The sequence below is a fragment of the Gilliamella sp. B2717 genome (genome assembly GCF_026536675.1).
Lineage (GTDB): Bacteria > Pseudomonadota > Gammaproteobacteria > Enterobacterales > Orbaceae > Gilliamella > Gilliamella apicola_I.
In genome coordinates this window covers 1-22,012 of sequence record NZ_JAFNNQ010000081.1, presented here as the reverse complement: position 1 = coordinate 22,012, position 22,012 = coordinate 1, and the positions used below count along the sequence as shown (strand labels likewise).

Genomic DNA, 22,012 nt, shown 5'->3' with positions numbered 1-22,012 from the left:
GGTAGAGCGCAACCTTGCCAAGGTTGAGGTCGCGAGTTCGAACCTCGTTTCCCGCTCCAATTTCATCCTTATAAAAACTCTATACATACCCGTTTATTATATTATTTAATTGTGTTAATACTTATTACCCATTATATTGTCTGTGTAATTCCCTTTTGATAATCGTAGATGTTTTACTTATTAGTAAAGTGAAATGTACTTTGTCTTTTCTCAAAAGACAAACAAAAATAAAGCAAAATAAAAACTCAATTTATTTTGCCCTATATATCGTCGTATGCCTGCAATGCCAAACGTTTACTTTACTAATATTATCCTGTTTACTAAACAACTAAAAACTATTTGTTGTTTTAAAACCACCCCCACCAGATGAGGAACTCGATCTAAATCCACTACTTCTTGAAGAAGAACTCCTTGACGAAGAACGGCTAGAAGATGAACTACTTACTGACCAACCTGAAGAATGCGTTTCTTGTCTGACTACTCTATAGGCTAACAGTGTTTGAATGATGCTTTCAGGAAAAACACGACTATTGAATAAGTTATTCAATAAATCATCAAGTTTTGATGATGATAGATTAAATTCATAAAGAGAACTCGGAATATTATTTTCTTTAAATATATAAAGTGCTTGTTCAAAGCGATGATAAGTATTCTCCAGTTCTCTAATCGTTTTTAGTAACGTGATAAGATAGGCTTCCGTATCCTTAATTTTTTGGTTTAGCTCTAAAATTCTTTCTAACAAAGCATCATCTTCTTTCGATTGAGTCTGCAAAGTTAAATCCGTTAACTTATTAAAAGTTTGTTCTTGGAACAATTTAGCAAGTTGATTTGAAATTGTCCTAAACTGAAAACTTTCGCCTTTTCGAACTTCTTCTAAGGTATTTTCAGTCTCCAGTTTTTGTTTTTTATAATCTGCTAAATCTTGCTCAGTTTGAGCTAATTCCATTTTTGTCTCGGGTAATTTTAAGCTTTTTTCAACTTTATATTCTTTTTGTTCTTTCTGTTTCGAAATTTGTTCGTAGACGTTTTTTTTATTTTCAAAACGCAATTTAGACTCTTTTATTAACGCCTCAAGTATTATCTGATTTTTGTAGTTTTCAGAAAAATTGACAAATCTGGCTACCCAAGCATCTAACTTACGAAATATCCCAAAAGCTTTATAATTACTTTCGCCAAATCGGCGATTAACCAAATAGTTGTAATAACGATTCTTATGATATTGTGCTAATTTGGTTAAAAATTCTTGTTTAGATGCATTATAGTTTTTTGTTTCGGAGGTTAACGCTAATTTAGCTTCGTTATAATGATTAAAAATCGAGACATAATCAGCATCACTTTCAAGTTGCATAATCTTCTTTGTTGTTAGCTCATCTAATCGCAACAGCACTTCTGCCATTTTTTGATTATAGTCTTCAATGACATGATCTAATTGACCCGATTTATCTTCTAAATTACGGCATAACTCTTGTAATTGTCGGATGAACTTTTGAATCTGAACATCATCATTTTTAGGCGATTCTAATAAATAAATCGTTGCTATCTTTTGGTATATTTCGACCTGTTCATTTTTCATATCCACAATTTTTTGACGAGAATCTTGCAACTCTTTTTTCGCTTTTGTTAATGAAACATTTACACCCGAAAGTTTATCCTCAATATTTCTTTCAATCTTTTTAGGTTGCATTTTTTACCACTCCAAAATCCGTCCTGACTTAACCGAATTTGGGCAAATAAACATTAAACGTCCTTTCGGTTTATTGCATAATTGGTTATTATCAATATGCCCATCATCAATTTTATCTGCTCTGACACTATTATAGGCTTTTTCAGTTACCTGTTGACCAAACATATCCACAAATTCTGTTTCGCCCGTTTCAATACTTTTTACCCATAGCGAAGTGGTATCTCCATTAGGCAATGTTGGAGTAACAATAATGTACCAAGATTTTCCATTCGTGTTTTCATGTGTCCGCTCAACACCCGATTTATAATACGGGTTATCAACAATCGTTAACGTCAAATTAGTTTGAGCAAGCTTAAGATAATAAGCTATCATTTTTTGATAGTTTTCTACATTATCAAAACTGAGATTTTTTAAATCTGCTTGTAACACATCTTGTAATGCAAGCACAGGCCCCATATCCGAATCAGGCACATTAAGTGCTAAAAATTGATTATTATCAGCTTGGATTTTATTTGCTATCGCCTTTGCCCTATCAATAGAATTGTAGAGCATTTCAATTTGACTAAAATCGACAACCTGTTGTCCTTGATTCAGATTGTCAATAACTGAATCAACCGCATGTTGTAATACAGGATACTGCTTACTTTCCTTGATAAATTGGTCACTTTTAATTAATTCTGCTAATCGTCTATCATCTTCAAGCAATGTATTTAATGTTTTCATTTGCAAACGTATTTCAGATAATTTATCACTTACGGTAAGACTGGCTTGCTTAAATTTATTATATGTTTCTTGTTCACTTTCGGTAATAAAAGAACCAGCAACCGTTGGTTTAACCAACGTCGGAATTAAATCTTGATTAAGCAGATTTGCAATAGAAGCTTTTAATTTTTTGGCGGGAATCTGTGCATAATGAATAGGATAATTATCAATTTTGGTAAACTGATTTTTTAACTCAGTTAAGGTGTTTTTAGACATTAAAATCTGACTATAATAGTTATCGATGTTGGCTTTGATATCTTTTGTCACACTTAATTTACTGTAAACCACTATGACAGATAAAAACAAAATAACACCGACAACTATTGATATCGCCTTTCTTTTAATATAACAGCGTACCAACAAATGCTGAAACCAAGAACGCTTAGGAGCATTAAAACGTAACCGATGATCAAACCATCGATTAATGCCTTCTTCAATGATTTGATTATCGACAATTTGCCCTTTAGCTTGATAGTAGGATTTAATACTTTCTTTTAAATTACTCCGTAATTTATCGCGATCCAAATGCTCAAGTAACAGTTGCTGTTTTTGGTAAAGCTCATCAATTATTGCCATTGCACCTAATTGATCACTCAGTTTAATATCCTGCATCAACCCTCAACCTTCAAAATGATATTATTAAAGCGTTGTTTTCCTTCTTCAACAATCCGATCTATTTCTTTGGCGTTATCAATCGACTCATTTCTGAGTTCTGCAATTAATTGTTGGCTTGATTCTTGGTAATTTACAATTGATTCGACCAAAGCTCGCAATGAATCCGCTTTAATGGTTGAGCCATAACCTGCTTTTAAACCTTCTTCTAGTTGTTTATTACCAGAAGTCGCAATGCTTTCAATACCTTTACTCATACCTTCTTTCATTGCCTCTAAGGTTTTCGTACTTTCACTTAATCCTGTTAATGAAGTAATTGAAGCGCTTAAAGCAGTAAATACAATTTCGTTGGTTGAAAAAAAGCTAACACTTTGTTGATAAACACGTTCTTTCACAGAAGTGGTTTGCTGTAATCGGGCAAAGACTGCTTCGGCAGAATTATAAGAAACAGTTAAATTATTGGCGAGATCTAACACAATTTGATAACGACTATCTTCTTGTTGAACATTACGTAATGCTTCATCTCGTAAAAGTTCTAGACGAGCACGTGCGACAGGATCATCAACATTAAAATTATCAACTTCAGCAATAGCCTCTGTTAATTTTTGTTTGCAGTCATCAAGGCGAGCAGTAGCAATTTGCAATACTTCTTGCGCAACAATTTGAGCTTGTTTTAAGCCAAAACGGAAATCTTGATAAGCATTTAAAATAACATGTTCACGTTGAACCTGATTGCCAGTTTCTTTCGAAACCTCTAAATAGGTTTTCTTAATCAAGTTAAATCGATCTGGAATAGAACCGCGTTGAAAGGTCATCCAACCCATTTTGATTTTTTCGATAAAATCTAATTTACCGTCATCTAGCCAACCCAACATTTTTTCCATATCCGTACGAATACTGTCAAAATGGCTGACAATTTTGGTATAGCGATCTGAAACGTGTACACCGTCTATTTGCTCCCGAACCACTTCATTAAATGCACTTTGCTGTTGAAGTGTTCGCGCAATGGCAATAATACGATTTTTATCAATTTCAGCAATATTATCTAATAGTTTTAAAATCGGCGCATCGGCTTGAGGTTTAATCATAATTCCGATTTTATTTAACAATTGTACAGCTCTATCTACATATGAAACAACCTGACTAGACATCCTTTTTATTCCTTTAACCATTTTATCTTTAATATTAATCGCTTAAGCGAGCTGATTGAATTATATCTTAATAAAAAACTAATCACAATTTGAGATTCGTTTTAATTAAAGGTTAATAATTCAAATTTAGTAATAAAAACGCAACCCCCGTTTTTGGCATAATATTCCCAATATATTTCAAAAATATGAGCAAAGATGTAATTTCTGTTTTGACATATCGCCATTTTGAGAATGGGAGTAATTGGCTATCGCTGACAATAAGGTGGCAGTTAATTTTTTTATAAAAAAATGACTAAGAAAATGGATTCAATCTATTGGATAAAAAAAATAAACTATTTAAATGAATATCAAAAGTAAACAATTTAACTAATCATGATTGCTTATTTTTTGATTGCCAATTTTATTGCTATATGGTAAAAAAAGCTTAGTTACTTCTTTTTTAGTTTTATTTTTTTAAGAAAAAAAACAAACAAATTACAATTTTACACTTTCCCATTTTTAGTAATATAAACTGTTTTCATATTTAGCATTAACAATATTCTGTTGCTAGTCAAAAAAATCGTTTCCAATTATTAGTTATATAAGTAGGTATATGTTCAAAAAATTAAGCTCTACTTTGTTTTTTAACATAATTGCCAGATTCACGTAATGAGTTCTCAGCTGTCATTTTCAACTATTTGCTCTGTCGATTCAGAGTTCTGTTTAATTGTTAATATAAATGAGAGATTACCATGAATAAAATATATAAGTTGGTATGGAATGCACAGCGTCAAGCTTTTATCGTAACTTCAGAAAAAGCACAATCTAAGAGTAAATTATTTTTCACCAATTTACTGTCAATAACAACATTAACGTTAGCCTCGATTTCCATAAGCTATGCACAATGTATTGATAATCTTTCAGACAGTAATACGAATTGCCAGCAGCAGAGTGATCAACAACCATACGACAATCATCAAGTTAGCCAGCAAACTCCAAAATATTTTCAATATCCTTACTCAATAACTAATTTAAACAATTCGGTGGAAATCACACTGCCAAATCATATTGAATCGAATGAGGATGGTTATGATTACTCAAGTAGTTCTGATGTCGATAATTTAACTGTGAATCAGCCAGCGGGTGAAATCATTGGCGGTAAATATGGCATTAACATCAATCATAATGGTAAAGGCTCTACAAATCTTACCATTTCTGGCAGTGTTATTGGAAAGACAAATGCGGGGATACAAGTCACACATGCAATTGATGCCCAAGATTTAAATATTACAGAATTAGTTGGTGCTAATATTCATGGACAAGAATTTGGTATCCAGGCAATAAATAACGGGCGTGGGGTAACAACAATTACCACCTCAGAATCCGTGATCGCTGATAAGGGGATTGCTATTAATGTGGAAAATAACGTTGATACTAAAGGTTTAAATATCACGCAATCGGCTGGCGTCATTCATGGTATATTAGCGATTAGAGCTATGCATAATGGTAAAGGTTCATTGAACATCTCAACATCGGGAGAAGTCATTTCTGACTCAGGAGATGGAATCTACGGAATCAACAATTCAAATGCAAGTGATATTACTATTGGTCAATATGGCGGTTCAATCAAAGGTGCTCTAAATGGGATTTTTGCTAATAATGCAGGCAACGGTTCAACTACAATCACAACGGCTGGAAACATAACAGCACAAACACAATATGGCATATTCGCTCATAATGATTACAATACTCATGACTTAACAGTTACCCAGTCTAATGGACATATCACTAGTCAATCCCACGGTATGAAATTGGAAAACTATGGTAATGGTTCAACAGTCGTAACCACGTCAGGGGATATTATTAGTCAGGAAGGAGATGGGATATTAATCGATAATTTAAACAATACCAAAAAACTTACATTTAACCAATTAAAAGGCAGTATAACTGGCTATCATCAAGGTATTAATTTAATCCACACTGGTAATGATGCTATGTCAATTACCGCCAATGGGGATATTATTGGTCAACAATCAAATGGTATAGCCGCTTTTGGCGCTGCAAATACTCAAGAATTAACTATCAATCAATTGAAAGGCAATATTATTGGTTCCACTATTGGTATTTTTGCTCAAAATCGCGGCACAAATTCAACACTGATAACCACTTCTGGTAACGTAACAGGACAAAATTTAAGCGGAATATCTGTTCAGAATGATACTAATACGCATGATATCACCATAAACCAAGCATCCGGTACAATCCATGGGAATTTAAATGGGATTGAAACTTTCAATATGGGTAATGGCACAACGCTAATTACAACTGCAGGTGAAATAACCTCAAGCTCATCAAGTGGTATCTATTCGATGAATTATAACAATGCGAAAGATATTAATGTGATTCAATCAATTGGAAGCATTTCTGGAAAAAACTATGGTGTTTATCTTGATAATAACGGTAATGGTTCAAGCTCTATCACTGTAGCTGGCAACGTTACTGGCGGTAGTAAAGATGGTTTATTTGTTAATAATCATACTAATACTAAAAATCTAACCGCTAAACAATCTTCGGGTATGATTCAAGGAAAAGAGAATGGTATCAATTATAACAATTCTGGTAATGGCTCAACCTATATAACAACTTCAGGCAGTGTAAGTGGTGAAGAAAATGATGGTATATATGCAATTAACGATATTCATACACATGATTTGAATGTTATGCAAACGAAAGGTAGCATTAATGGATATCTAAATGGAATCAATATACAAAATAAAGGCAGTGGCTCAACATCAATAATTTCATCGGGTGATGTGGTTGGTAGCCAAAAAAATGGTATTCATGCATTAAATGATCAATCAAGTACTAACTTTGTTGTTTCGCAAACATCGGGATTGATTAAAGGGTTACTTTATGGTGTGTACATTGAAAATAATGGAACAGGATCAACATCAATTAATACATCTGGAGATATTGTTGGCGGTCAAGAAGACGGCATTTATGCATTAGGAAATGATAATACACAAGAAATAAAAATTGGTCAATTAGACGGCAATATCACAGGATCAAATCATGGCATTAATATTTTAAATAATGGTCAAAATTCCAGTACCATTACCACATTAGGCAAGGTTAATGGATTAGAAGGTCATGGTATTAATGCTATCAATAATTCTCATGCTAAAGATCTGACCGTGATTCAATCATCTGGCGAAATTAATGGTAAATTAAATGGCATTAAAATGCTCAACAATGGAACACGTTCAACCCTAGTCAGTATAGCCAGTAACGTTACCGGTAACTCGCTTGATGGAGTAGAAGTTATAGGACAGTCTTCAACCAATAATTTGATATTTGGACAGATAAAAAACAGTGAAATTAAGGGATATATTAACGGCGTTAATTTATTAAATAATGGACAAGGTTCAACAGGATTAAAAGTGGCAGGGAAAATAAATAGCCAAACCCGAGATGCTGTCCTTGTGGTTAATGATACCAACACGAACAATCTTTCGTTTAAACAAGAGAAAGAAGGCAATATAGAAGGCGCTTTAAATGGTGTTTACCTCACCAATCAGGGACGTGGATTTACGCATATTGTTAATGAAGGTTCAATTCTTTCTAATGGTGGTAATGGTATTTTCGTGGTAAATAAAAATTTGACACAAAACCTCAAAATTGAATCGTCTGGTAATATTAAAAGTTTTGATAATGGTATTAATGCCCTAAATGAAGGAAAAGGCTTTACCTCATTATCATCTTCATCAAATATTACAGCTAACATGGGTTCAGGAATTCATTTAATTAATGGAGAAACAGCAACCGATATGACAATTACTCAATTAAATGGCGTAATCTCAGGTTTTGATAGTGGTATTAAAGCGATAAATAATGGTTCAGGCTTCACGCAAATTGATATATCGGGCAAAGTGATTAGCCAAGATAATGTATCTGGGAATGGTATTTATACTTCAGGTAAAGAAAACGCGAAAACCTATATTAATCTTAATCAAGGTGCTGATGTTTCATCAGCAAATAATATTGCGATAAGAAATGAATCAACCGATTCCATCGTCTCACTAAATAATGGTTCTAAAGTAAGTGGAGAAATCAGATTAGGTTCGGGCAATGATACCTTGATCATGAATCAAGGTGCCGATATTTCTGCACTCACTATCATTGATGGTAGCGAGAAAAAAAATCAAATCAGGCGCGCATCTGAACTTGATACGCTCATACTGAATTTACATCTTACAGGTTCTTCAACCTCTGATGGTGCCATTAATAATGTTGCTATTTATAATTGGGAAGATATCACACTGAAAAATACAGGTAGATTAACATTAACCGGTGATCTTAACACCAACAAGCTAACGCTTGAATCTGGTGCTGTAGTTGACCTGCACCCTTCTCTTCATCAAGTTAAAGTTAATGGTAACGTCTACAATGGTGGAACAATCACTTTAAGCAACACTTTTGCCGGCGATAACATGACAATAAGTGGTGATTACATAGGTAATAATGGTAAATTAATACTCGACACCGTTGTTCAAGACAGTGATAGTCCAACAGATAAATTGATTGTAAACGGTAACACATCGGGCAATACATTTATCAGCATCAATAATATTAATGGATTAGGTGCGGATACAGGTAATACCAATGGCATTGAAGTCGTTCATGTTGATGGTACGAGCACGAATGATGCATTTAGCATTGAAAATCAACATATCGATGTGGGTGCTTACGAATATATCCTATATAAAGGCGATATTAATAAACAAAATAATAATTGGTATTTACGATCATTTCTGATTAAAGATCCAGAGCAACCAATCAATCCGGACAACCCAACCAACCCCGAAAATCCGACTAATCCGACTAATCCGGATAACCCGAACAATCCAGATAACCATACAGAACCTACCGACCCGATTATCGACCCTGACCCGCAAGATCCTAATGTAACCCCTGGAACAATAACATACCGAAAAGAAGTCCCAATGTTTGCTGCCATTCCCGTCCTATTACGTCAAGCTGATAATATTATGCAAGGCAATATGCACCAACGTATCGGCAATACGCCATTTTTAGATTCACCGATGACTTGGGGCCGATTCATCAATAAACGGATCAATTTACAACAGAGCGGTATAGCTAACGCGCATAGCAAAGGGAATTATACAGGCTTACAGTTAGGTAGTGATATTTTGCAGAATAAAGAATGGCGTATGGGGGCTTATTTTGGTTATTTGCGTGGAGATTTAAGTGTTGATGGCTTTGCGAGTGGCAAAAATGGTCGAGTGGGAAGTAACAAAATCGATTCATACTTTTTAGGTGCATATGGTACCTATATGCAAGACAATGGCACATATGTGGATATTGTTTTACAAGGTGCGCATCATCATACCGATGTAAAACCGAATGGAAATAAAAACAGCAAACAAAAAGGATACGGTTTCAGTGCATCGATCGAAACAGGCAAACCCTTTAACTTATCGGATAGTGGCTGGAAGTTAGAACCACAAGCTCAAATCATTCACCAATGGTTAAATTTGGATGATAGTCATGTGAGTGGAAACACTAAAATTAAACAAAGTCATATCAATAAATGGTTATTCCGTGTTGGTGGTCGATTTGAAGGTCTATTCCAAACCGAAACCGGTATTTTACGTCCCTATGCAAGGGCGAATTTATTCTATTCACCTAATGGTGCCGATCGTATTAACTTTGCCAGCCAGAGTGCATCAACAAAATTCAGTAATGGCGCAAAATACCTCAGTTCAGAAATTGCACTCGGTGGCAGTTATGAATTAAACAATCAAATGAGTATTTACACTGAAGTTGGGCATACGTGGACTAATGGCGGAAAAGCGAGAGTTAAAGCGCCATTCAGTAGTTCAATAGGTATTAAAGCCAACTGGTAATATTACTGAGCATCCTAATTTAAAAACAGATAAAACCGATAACGTTGTTGCTATCGGTTTTATCTTGAAATTTGTTTACTACTTTTATAATTTAGCCCCAATCATTCATCCAATCACGCTTCCAAATCGATAAAAACTAAAAATACATTTTTAGACTTTGTGATATTAATTATCATCTTCTAGCAACGATTTAAAATCGCTTCGCATCACTGCGTAATTAATCTTAATAATTATCTCAAGCGCTATATAAAAAAACATTATGATAATGATTATTTTCTATAAAGATACTAATGAATTATGGTACTGTTTCGACTTGTTATACAGATTTTGTTTCAAAATAGGAAAACAATTATGAGTCAATCATCCAATCCATTAGTTCGTTTCTATCTGAAAGTGGGATTAATACCACAGATACTATTAGGATTAATTTTAGGCATTATTTTGGCTGCCGTCTCAAAAGAAACCGCCTTAGATATGTCTTTGATTGGAGAACTATTTATCAATGCGCTTAAATCCGTTGCGCCAATATTAGTTTTGATTCTCGTTATTGCCTCAATTGCCAATCACCAACAAGGCAAGCAAGCAAACATGAAACCCTTAATTGCACTTTATTTGACTGGAATGATGTTAGCAGCATTATTAGCCACGGTTGCCAGCTTTCTATTTCCATCGCAAATCTCATTTGGTGATACACTTGAAAATTTAACCTTTACTCCACCTAATGGCATTTCTGCGGTATTAAAAACTTTATTAGAAAAGATGATCGATAATCCAGTTAGTGCCCTTATCAACGCCAACTATATTGGCTTAATTATATGGGGTGTGGGCATTGGTTTAGCCTTAAGGCACTCAAGTGAAACAACCAAAACCATGATGAGCGATTTATCTTATGCTATCTCATTTATTGTGAGAATTATCATCCGTTTTGCGCCCTTAGGTGTATTTGGACTTGTAGCATCAACACTGGCAAAAACAGGCTTTGGCGAATTATTAAAATATGCGCATTTACTGATTGTATTAGTTGCTTGTATGCTAATTGTTGCATTAGTGATTAATCCCCTACTCGCATTTCTGGTTATGCGTAAAAACCCTTATCCATTAGTATTTACATCTTTAAAAGAAAGTGCGATCCCCGCCTTTTTTACCCGTAGCTCTGCCGCCAATATTCCTGTTAATATTGAAATTTGTAAAAAATATAAAATGGATGAAGATACCTATTCGGTTGCTGTGCCACTTGGTGCTGCGATTAATATGTCTGGGGCGGCAATCACCATAACCGTTTTGACACTTGCCACTGTCAACTCAATGCCAGCAAGTGCTAATATCCATGTCGATATCTACTCCGCACTTTTACTCTGTATTATTACTTCTATATGTGCTTGTGGTGCATCAGGTATTGCCGGTGGCTCACTGCTTCTTATTCCGGTTGCCTGTAGTATGTTTGGCATACCGAATGAAATTTCAGCAAATGTAATTGGTATTGGCATTGCAATAGGTGTCATTCAAGACTCCGTTGAAACCGCATTAAACTCATCCAGTGATGTGGTGTTTATCGGTGCTGTATCATCAGCAGCGCAAAAGAAACAATCGGCATTAAACTGACATCCTATTTTTTAATGAAGGATTATTTAAACAATAATTTAATCAAACAAAATACTTCACTGCTTCAATACCTCCCAAAAGCATGATAATCTAACCATTATCATGCTTTGCGATGAAAGTCACATTTTAACAATGTTATAGACACCATTCATGATGGTGTCTATAACCCACATGCACAATAAGATTGCTTTTATCAAAACGACTCATTATTATGAGAATCTTTTTAACAATTTGACAACCTCCTATAAATCACTATGTCAACACAGTCATTCTCAAAAAAAGGTAACGACACTAAAGCAGCATTGATCCGTAGTGGCATGGCGTTAATGACAACTTATGGCTACCTATCCTCAAATCTAGAAAGCATATTGAAACAGGTTGGTGTACCCAAAGGGTCATTTTATTACTACTTCAAAAGTAAAGAAGATTTTGGGCGAGCCATTATCGCGTCTTATGATAGCTTTTTTAGTCATAAATTAGATAAACATCTAACCGACAGCTTGATATCATCACCACTCGCTAGAATCAAAGCTTTTTATGAAGATGCTAAACAAGGCATGGCAAAATATGATTTTAATCGTGGTTGCTTAATTGGCGAACTAATCCAAGAAGAATCGTTATTACCGGAAGGGTATGCACAACTACTTGAACAGATTTTACAAAATTGGCAGACCAAACTAGAACACTGTTTATTACAGGCACAACAATGCGGAGAACTGAGTTCAGCGGTAAACTGTAAAGCCCTTGCAGAATTTTTTTGGATTGGTTGGGAAGGCGCCGTAACTCGTAGCAAATTAATAAAAAAATCGGCACCTTTAGATCTGTTTATTCAACTTTTTTTAGATAAAATAATTCAATAATACCAATGGTTAATTTTGATTTATTCCCTCCTAACCAATTCATGTTACGCACGCTTAAATAACCTTTAAAAGACAATTTATATTATTTTGATTGCCTATCACTAGGCAATATGATACAAATAATAGCGAATTATCGTACTATCTTTTCAAGCAAAAAATAATCGATAAATTCAATATACAATCTTTCCACCTTGTACTTCGTTTCATCATTTTATTTGTAAATAACGCAATTTTATTTTTATTCATAAATATCTTTACATAATGCATTAAATTTTCATAAGTTTTTTGTATCTCGTTACATTAAAAACAAATATTCATTTGGTTAATTTTCTATCAGCATTTTCATTTAAATTAAAAGCTATATTTTACATAAATATAAATATCTCTGATTAAGTGAGAGGAAATAATGAACAAAATTTATAGGCTTATTTGGGATGCAGTACGTCAAAGTTATGTACCAACTTCGGAAAATACCCAATCAAAAGGTAAAAGTTTTTCGGTAAAATTGCTTACTGTTGTCAGTTTGAGTTTTGTATTAACACATTACAGTTATGCAAGTGACACGGCAAACGATTTAAATAATGCAATTGTTTCACAAAAACATAATATTAATCAATCATTAAACTTGCCATACAGCGGTAATCCTCTACAGAATTTTATTAATCACAGCGCTGGCATAAGTATTTTTGCCACCTCAAAAAACATCACTATATCAAACGATATTACCAACTCGAATGATGGATACGATTACACAACCGACAGTAACACCAGTGATTTTACTTTTAACCAAGCGGCTGGCTCCATAACTGGTGAAGCCAGTGGAGTAAATATTACTCACGGCGGTATTGGTTCAAGTAACATCATGCTATCAGGCGTGATTACAGGAAAAGCTGAGAATGGGCTCGCGGTAAACAATACCGAAACCACAAAAGATTTAAAAGTATCACAAATGGGTAACAGTAGCATTCAGGGTAAAAAAAATGGGATTAAAGTCGAGAATAAAGGTAACGGAACCACAACACTAACCACTTCTGGACGCGTTGTTGGTGAAGCAGCCAACGGAATACAAGCTGATAATGCGACAAGTGCAAAGGATCTTAAGGTTATCCAACTGATAGGAAGTATATCGGGCAGAACAAATGGTATTTATGCAAACAATAGCGGAACGGGCTCGACAACGGTCACTACCTCTGGCGAAGTCATTGGTAGCCAACATGAAGGAATTTACATATTTAATGATACCACAGCCAAAGACATCACCGTTACACAAATGAATGGCAGTAGTATTAAAGGCCACGCAAATGGTGTCAATATTATAAACAACGGTATAGGATCGACGTTGATTAATGCATCAGGAAGTGTTGAAGGTCAAACAGCAAATGGCATGTTTGTCGTCAACAAAGAAAATACAGAAGATCTCACCGTTAACCAATTAGAAGGCACGATTCATGGTAGTACAAATGGTATTAACATGACAAATAATGGTAACGGTTCAACACTGGTCACGACTTCAGGTGATGTCATTGGTGATCAAAATGACGGGTTATTCAATGCTAATCATGCCAATGCCCATGACCTCACACTTAATCAGTTATCCGGCAAGATTCAAGGTAAGCAAAACGGGATCAATATGGCGAATAATGGTAAAGGCTCAACCTTTATCACCACCTTAGGTAATATTATTGGTACTGAAAATGATGGGCTATACTCCTATAACGGTAACAATACGCATGACCTTACTGTGCATCAATCTGGGGGCACTATAAATGGCAAGCTTAATGGCATCAATCTTGCCAACCAAGGAAACGGATCAACCACCATTAACTCAGTGGGTGATGTCATAGGCGAAAATAATGATGGCATGTATGTGGCGAATGATGTCAACACGCAAGATCTGACGATTAAACAAAACGGTGGCAAAATCAGTGGCAATACGAACGGGATTAATCTTGCTAATAAAGGAAAGGGATCCACATTCATAACAACACAAGGAAAAGTGTTAGGCAACCAAAATGATGGTATGTTTGCCCTTAATGATACTACCACTCAGCATCTCACCGTCGAACAATCAGACGGAAGTATTCAAGGTAATAAAAATGGCATAAACATGGCGAATAAAGGCAATGGCTCGACCCAAATTACCACATCGGGTGAAGTCATTGGGAAAAATAATGATGGTATGTATGCCTTTAATGATATCAACACACAAAACATCACCGTCAACCAAAAAGGTGGAAAAATTTCCGGTAATTTAAATGGCATAAACATGGCCAATAGCGGTAAAGGTTCAACCACTATTACCACCTCAGGCGAAGTATTAGGCAATAATAACGACGGTTTATATGCGGCGAATCAATCAAACACTCAAAATTTATCTATTACACAATCGGCAGGCATCATTAACGGGAATGCCAATGGGATCAACATTGCCAATCATGGCAATGGATCGACTTCTATTTCAACATCAGGCGTGATAAAAGGACAGAAAAATGACGGTATGTACGCCTTAAATGGCGCCAATTCACATGATCTAACCGTTAAGCAATCATCCGGAAATATTTATGGTGCATTAAACGGTATCAATATGGCAAATAGTGGTCTTGGTGAAACCAACATTACCACGTCGGGAGATGTAATCGGTGCAAAATACGATGGGTTATATGCTGTTAACGATGTCCATACAACAGATATGAAGATAAATCATATACAAGGTAACATTACAGGCCAAAAAAACGGTATTAATATTACCAACAAAGGTGAAGGGTCATCTTATATAACATTAACCGGTAATGTAACCGGTTCAACTTATGATGCAATCGTTGCTTCAAATGATTCAACCGCTAATGATTTATCAGTAATACTTGATAATAATGCCACCATTACAGGACAACTCAATGGCATCAATTTAGTGAATAAAGGTCGTGGTTCAACCTCTATTAACATTAATGGATTTGTCCTAAGCCATTCTTTAGATGCAATCATTGTGGCTAATGATGTTACAACAAAAGATTTAATCTTTTCGCTCCAAAATCAGGCACATATTCAAGGAAGTAAAAATGGGATCAATCTGACTAACCAAGGATTAGGATCGACAAGCATTACTGTCGAAGGTAACATTCAAGCAGGGCGTGGAGATGCGATCTCAGCATCCAATAAAAATAAAGCTCAACATTTATATATTGAACAAAAGGCAACCAGTAGCGTAACCAGTTCAGATAATGGTATCAATGTGAGTAATTTAGGAACAGGGATTTCATCTATTACTGTATCAGGAAATATTAATGGTGATAACGGTTCGGGAATACTAGTTAAAAACGGCAATACATCAAGCGATCTCATCTTATCCCAAAAGGCTGGTAGCATAATTGGACTAAATAGTGGGATTAATGTCACCAATAACGGGACAGGCATAACTAAAATTGATATCGCAGGCACGGTAGTTGGTAAGGGGCAAAATCAACTTAACCTTCCTGGTGCTGGCATTTACTCATCAGGTAATGTTGGGACAAAAACCTATATCAATCTTAATGCAGGATCGGATGTTTCAGCCCTAATAGGCGCATCAATTAAAAATGAAATTAGTGATGCGATAATTACTCTTAATGATGGTTCAAAAATCAGTGGACAAATCCTACTTGGAACGGGTAATGATACCCTCACCATTCATAAAAATGCGAATATTACCGACCTCACGATTATTGATGGTGGTAGTGATACAATGCGCAGTTCACAATCATCGTCAACCGATACACTCAATCTTTACCAAGATCTGACAGGATCATCAACAAGTACGGGGCGTAGTGGCGATGTATCTGTGCTAAATTGGGAAAATATCAACGTAGGGCAAGGGATAACATTTACATTAACAGGCGATTTAGATACTCAAAACCTTAACTTAAACGCTGATTCTGTTTTGAAATTACAAACATCATTAAATCAAGCTACGGTAAACGGTACCATCAATAACGCAGGTACCATAACGCTGAGTAATTCAAAGGCTGGCGAAAATTTAATAATTAACGGTGACTATGTCGGCAACAATGGTAAATTAATACTGGATACCGTGGTACAAGGTAGTGAAAGTGATACCGATAGATTAAATGTGAATGGTCATGTAACTGGACAAACACGATTACAGATAAATAATGTCAATGGAATTGGGGCGGACACCACAAATACAAATGGCATTAAAGTGGTAAATGTGACCGGTAGTAGTACCAATGACGCATTCAATCTTCAAGGTGGACATTTAGATGTCGGCGCTTTCGAATATTATCTTTATAAAGGTGATCTCAATCATCAAAATGATAATTGGTATTTACGCTCCTATTTGGACAACCTATATGAAGATCAAAATACCGACAAGAATAATACTCATTCAAAGAATGAAGAAAATAATCCGGGAACAACTGATTCTAACAATGATGAAAATAATCACGATTTGAACCCTATTATTGATTCAAATCATCAGAAAGAAGAAAAGCATAATACCAACAACAAACGCTTAACTTACCGAAAAGAAGCCCCACTTTATTCAGCGGTGAGTGAGCAATTACGTCAAGCGGATATTATCATGCTCAGCAATCTACACCAACGCATAGGTAATACGCCAAGCAACGATGTCACTAACACATGGGGTAGATTCATTGCAGCACGCAAAGATATCAAACAAAACGGCGTATTAAATACTCACAGCAAAGGAAATTACACTGGTTTACAATTAGGTAGTGATATCTGGCAAGATAATGATTGGCGTATAGGCGCTTATTTTGGTTACCTATACGGTGACTTAAAAGTTAACGGGTTTGCTAGTGGTATAAATGGACATGTTGGAAAAAATACGACTGACACGTATTTTATTGGTGCTTATGGGACTTACACGCATGATGACGGCAGTTATCTGGATTTAGTGGTGCAAGCTGCACGACATAAAGTCAATATCAAACCAAACAGTAACACCAACAGCAAACAAAAAGGCTATGGCGCCACCGCTTCAATCGAATTAGGTAAACCGTTTACATTCAGTGATATGGGTTGGAAGCTAGAGCCTCAAGTACAGATTATACACCAATGGCTCGATTTAGATAAAAGCCATATAAAAGGTAACACAACCGTCAAACATAGTAATAATAATGCTTGGCTATTCCGTATTGGGGGTAGAATCGAAAACGATTTTGCTATGGATTTTGGCACGTTACGACCCTATGCGCGAGTAAACCTGTTCTATTCGCCAAATGGTGCTGATCGTACCCACTTTGCTACATCAAGTTACACCAAGACAATCCGTAGTGGTGCGTCACATACCAGTACTGAATTAGCGATTGGTGGAAGCGTTGACATCAACACGCAATTTACCGCCTACGGTGAATTGGGTCACACTTGGTCAAATGGTGGCAATGCCAGAGTCAAAGCCCCAATAAATGGGTCAATAGGCCTCAAAGCCAACTGGTAAATTAATATAACAACCCCATTAAAACCGATATTGGTGATCAAACAAATATCGGTTTTTTTATATTTAAACCGTTATACAAGTTTAGGCTGACTAAAATAAGCGTAAAATTAACCCCATTAGTTAATACGATTGATGGCAATTTTAACGCATCAATAGCTTGATTAATATCTGTTGCAATAGACTAGACAATCGGTCTATAATTTTTAGACCGACTGTCTAGCAACATTAAATCAGCCTGTTCACTGACTACCTGTTCTACCAATTCAGTGAGTAAACATACCTTAGATTGCCAAATGTAATAAGGAATAACCATGTCATTCAAAGCTATTGTGTTAGAAAAAGATGAAAACCACGGTTTTACAAGTTCTATAAAAACCGTCCCCCAACAACAATTACTTGCTCAGCAAGGTGACACATTAATCGAAGTTCACTACTCAAGCATTAACTATAAAGATGCATTAGCACTCACTAACAAAAGTCCCGTTGTCCGGCAATGGCCAATGATACCGGGTATTGATGGCGTGGGTTGTGTTATTGAGTGTGCAAATGGTCACTATCAAAAAGGGGATATGGTCATCTTAAACGGTTGGGGATGTGGTGAAACCCACTGGGGATGTTTAGGACAATATGCCTACTTAAAATCAGAATGGTTAATTCCGTTACCACAAAATATCACGCCTTATCAATCAATGGTTTTGGGTACTGCCGGCTATACCGCCGCCTTATGTGTAAAACGACTGCTTGATTTCGGCATCAAACCGCAAAATGGCGCTATTCTTGTAACGGGTGCAAGTGGTGGCGTGGGTTCCGTTGCCGTTGCCCTGCTAAGCAAATTAGGTTATAACGTAACAGCCTCGACCAGCAAAATGGATGATCAAGACTACCTACGCAAACTTGGTGCAACCAATATCATTGACAGCCAACCATTAAAACAAGCAGGCAAACCACTCCAAAAAGAACAATGGGCTGCCGTTGTCGATGTCGTTGGATCACACACACTTGCAAATGCGTGTGCACAAACACAATATGGTGGCATAGTAGCTTGCTGTGGATTGGCACAAGGTATGGACTTACCTGCAACGGTTGCACCATTTATTTTGCGTGGTGTAACATTAGCCGGTGTTGATAGTGTAATGGCAACTTATCAACATCGTTTAGCGGCATGGCAGTTATTATCCCAACATCTTGATGCATCAATGCTATCCCATATTGGCAAGACCATAACTTTAAACGACTGCAATGATATCGCCACTAAAATGATAGCAGGACAAATAAAAGGTCGATATGTGGTTGATGTGAAAAAATAAAGTTAATCTTGACGCCTTAAAAGCATTCAAATTAAGATAATCAAGCCAATCAATACCGACAAAAAAAATGTTGACCTTAAATACATTATGTAAGTGTTGACTATGGCTTAATATGATACTTTTGTTTGATGTCGGCTAGCTCGTCATGCGTTGTGGCGTTAAACGCTTCGACCATCCAGTCTGGCCAACCTTCACCTTGTATCATGTCTTTTTTAAATTGGGTTTCTTGTTCCCATTTATATTTGCCGTCGTTAAAACTGAATAAATTATCTTCATAATACATAAAATTATTTAACCATCCCCATGAACAATTAGATCCGTAATATAATACTGATGGTTGAAATATAATATGATCGACTGTTTTATAGGTATCGGGTTTACATACCATTAATACAATCATATATGACGAAAATCTTGAAGACCTAAACTGCAACACAACACCTTGCAAATCTGCCCAATCATATTCCTTAATTCGTTTTTTTAAAGGATAAAACATATAAAGCGGGTTATAAAACAATTTAAAGTTAAAAAAATAACCTTCATTGATATAGACCTTACCCGTTTTACGGTTAAAAATAATCGGACTTCCACCAAACGTTAACAAATTACGACACACTCCCGGAACAGCAAATAAATACATTAAAAAAATTAAAAGTAACAAAATGGTAACATTAAAAAGGCAAAAATAAATATCAATCGGTTTATTAGCGAACAATAACTCACAACATAATTGACTAAACATAAAAATGACATAACTATTAACAAAGAATAAAAACAAATAAAACAAACCATTTATTAAACTTTCTAAGTTATCATGACGAATAAACGCACAATAATTATCGTTGGCATATAATAAGGAATCCTTCTCAAATGAGCTATATTGTTCCCCTTTTTTAAAATCACGATGCCAACCGTATAGTTGGGGACGATATTTGGATTTCATGTTCACTCCTTGTTATTATTTTATATCTTAACTGACTATATTAAATTGAATATGTGATTATTGATTATCAATATCTGGCGTAAAACCACGTTCATCAATCACCTCGACCCAATCCGGTATAATGGGCGTTCGGCAATAATAAGTAGCATTACAATCATTTATATTATATCGTTCAAATTCGGGGGTTTGCGGATCGTTATACAGTTCGGGATCGCCCAAACGATTTAATTTTTCAAAACGTACATGTTCAGCTAACGCATCATGTGACCAAGGTTTTGGGTAGCCTAATGTGGCAAAAATGCGATTACCGATAAAAGAGTGACGACCACCCGTTAATAAAAAAACCAGAATTGTTAAAGCAAAAAATCCAATAAAACTGATTGAAGTATAAGAAACCAGTTCGTATAACAAATCACTATACGAACCAGCTAAGAAAGCAAATAAAATTATTAGTAAATAATTGAACAAACTAAACGCACCCGCTATTAAAGCTGAACACTTTAATCGGAGCAAAGTCGTTGTATCTACTGCATGAGGAAAGTATAATGCGTGAGCTTTCGGTATTCGGACTGCATAAGATCGATACAGGTTATCATCACTTTCTTCCACGACCATTTCCACATAATCGCCATTTCTAAAGCTAATATGGGTTAATTTACCTTCGACAAATTTACGCCCTACATAACAACTGAATTTTTTGCCTTCTAAGGTAATGTTACTCGATTTAAACAAAGTAAATAAAGTGAAAATAAGTTCAAATGCGCCTGTAATCAGTGCCACAATCATGGTGATCAAGCCGATATTATCCGAGTCTTGATCGCTTATTTGTAGATGGTTGACTGTACCTTTTAATATGCTATAACGTTTAGCCATACTGTTACTGTTCCGTGTGATTTAATTTGGGTGGTGGATTATCCATATCTGGCGTAAAATCCCGCTCATCAATCACCTCGACCCAATCCGGTACGATTGGCGTTCGACAGTAATAAGTGGCATTGCGATCATGTATTTTGATGCGTTCAAATTCGGGAGTTTGCGGATCGTCATACAGTTCAGGATCGCCCGAGCGATTTAATTTTTTAAAACGTAAATGTTCATCTAACCAATTATGTAACCAAGGTTTAGGGTAGCCTAATGTGGCAAAAATACGATTACCAATAAAAGAGTAACGACCACCCGTTAATAAAAATAAGATAATTGAAAAAAGAACAAACAAACAAAAGATAACAACAGTAAAAAGCAAAAAATACGGAAAAAAATCACTATCCATATTAAAATAAAGCATAACCACACAAAGTAGATAAGTTAATAAACATAATACACCTGCGACAACAGCTGAATACTTTAATCGAAGCAAAGTTGGCATACCTACTGAGTGAGGACAATATAAAGCATGGATTTTAGGGATTCGAACCGCATAAGATTGATACTGGTTATTATCATCGCTTTTATCCACGACCATTTCCACATAATCACCATTTTTAAAGCTAATATGGGTTAATTTGCCTTCGACAAATTTACGCCCGACATAGCAACTAAATTTTTTGCCTTCTAAGGTAATGCTGCCCACTGACAACGTGGTCAATAAGGCGGCCGCCACGCCAAACGCCCCGGTAATTAGCGCCCCTATCATGGCGATTAAGCCAACATTATTCGAGCCAATCTCTTTTGGGTCATCAATGATTTGTAGCTGGCTGACTGTGCCTTTTAACAGGCTATATCGTTTAGCCATA

Annotated in this window: 11 protein-coding genes; 5 read left to right on the top strand and 6 right to left on the bottom strand. The window is 35.7% G+C overall.

Going from position 1 to position 22,012, the window contains the following annotated elements; translation table 11 throughout:
* Positions 1 to 328 precede the first annotated feature (328 nt).
* From J3U35_RS07240 to J3U35_RS07230, 3 genes are read right to left on the bottom strand one after another with little or no spacing between them, the layout of a single operon-like run.
* On the bottom strand, positions 329 to 1,684 hold the full coding sequence (locus J3U35_RS07240; protein ID WP_267360497.1) for a hypothetical protein: 1,356 nt from the start codon (positions 1,682 to 1,684) through the stop codon (positions 329 to 331).
* Between the two features lie 3 nt (positions 1,685 to 1,687).
* On the bottom strand, positions 1,688 to 3,058 hold the full coding sequence (locus tag J3U35_RS07235; protein ID WP_267360495.1) for a DUF6384 family protein: 1,371 nt from the start codon (positions 3,056 to 3,058) through the stop codon (positions 1,688 to 1,690).
* Positions 3,058 to 4,209, bottom strand: a complete 1,152-nt coding sequence (locus J3U35_RS07230; protein ID WP_267360493.1) for a hypothetical protein — start codon at positions 4,207 to 4,209, stop codon at positions 3,058 to 3,060. Before J3U35_RS07230 ends, J3U35_RS07235 begins: the two co-directional genes overlap by 1 nt.
* 731 nt (positions 4,210 to 4,940) lie before the next feature.
* On the opposite strand from J3U35_RS07230, the gene J3U35_RS07225 reads away from it, so the two are divergent.
* From J3U35_RS07225 to J3U35_RS07205, 5 genes are all read left to right on the top strand, one after another.
* Positions 4,941 to 10,115, top strand: a complete 5,175-nt coding sequence (locus tag J3U35_RS07225) for an autotransporter outer membrane beta-barrel domain-containing protein (protein ID WP_267360491.1) — start codon at positions 4,941 to 4,943, stop codon at positions 10,113 to 10,115.
* 351 nt (positions 10,116 to 10,466) lie between these two features.
* Positions 10,467 to 11,717 carry a serine/threonine transporter SstT gene (gene sstT / locus J3U35_RS07220; RefSeq protein WP_267351241.1) on the top strand — a complete coding sequence of 417 codons (1,251 nt, stop codon included), beginning with the start codon at positions 10,467 to 10,469 and terminating at the stop codon, positions 11,715 to 11,717.
* A gap of 254 nt (positions 11,718 to 11,971) precedes the next feature.
* Positions 11,972 to 12,577, top strand: coding sequence for a TetR/AcrR family transcriptional regulator (locus J3U35_RS07215; RefSeq protein WP_220216702.1), 606 nt, complete (start codon positions 11,972 to 11,974; stop codon positions 12,575 to 12,577).
* Between the two features lie 406 nt (positions 12,578 to 12,983).
* The gene (locus J3U35_RS07210) at positions 12,984 to 18,029 is read left to right on the top strand and encodes an autotransporter outer membrane beta-barrel domain-containing protein (RefSeq protein WP_267360490.1); all 5,046 of its coding nucleotides are present in this window, start codon (positions 12,984 to 12,986) and stop codon (positions 18,027 to 18,029) included.
* Positions 18,030 to 18,340: 311 nt separating this feature from the next.
* On the top strand, positions 18,341 to 19,336 hold the full coding sequence (locus J3U35_RS07205) for an MDR family oxidoreductase (protein WP_267360489.1): 996 nt from the start codon (positions 18,341 to 18,343) through the stop codon (positions 19,334 to 19,336).
* 100 nt (positions 19,337 to 19,436) lie between these two features.
* On the opposite strand, the gene J3U35_RS07200 is transcribed toward J3U35_RS07205, so the two are convergent.
* The 3 genes from J3U35_RS07200 to J3U35_RS07190 form a co-directional block, all read right to left on the bottom strand.
* The gene (locus J3U35_RS07200; protein ID WP_267360487.1) at positions 19,437 to 20,279 is read right to left on the bottom strand and encodes a DUF6708 domain-containing protein; all 843 of its coding nucleotides are present in this window, start codon (positions 20,277 to 20,279) and stop codon (positions 19,437 to 19,439) included.
* A 57-nt stretch (positions 20,280 to 20,336) separates the two neighbouring features.
* Entirely contained in the window at positions 20,337 to 21,152 is an 816-nt protein-coding gene (locus J3U35_RS07195; RefSeq protein ID WP_267360485.1) for a hypothetical protein, read from the bottom strand.
* Between the two features lie 4 nt (positions 21,153 to 21,156).
* Positions 21,157 to 22,012 (bottom strand): hypothetical protein (locus J3U35_RS07190; protein WP_267360483.1); only part of this gene is annotated, 856 nt, incomplete at its 5' end.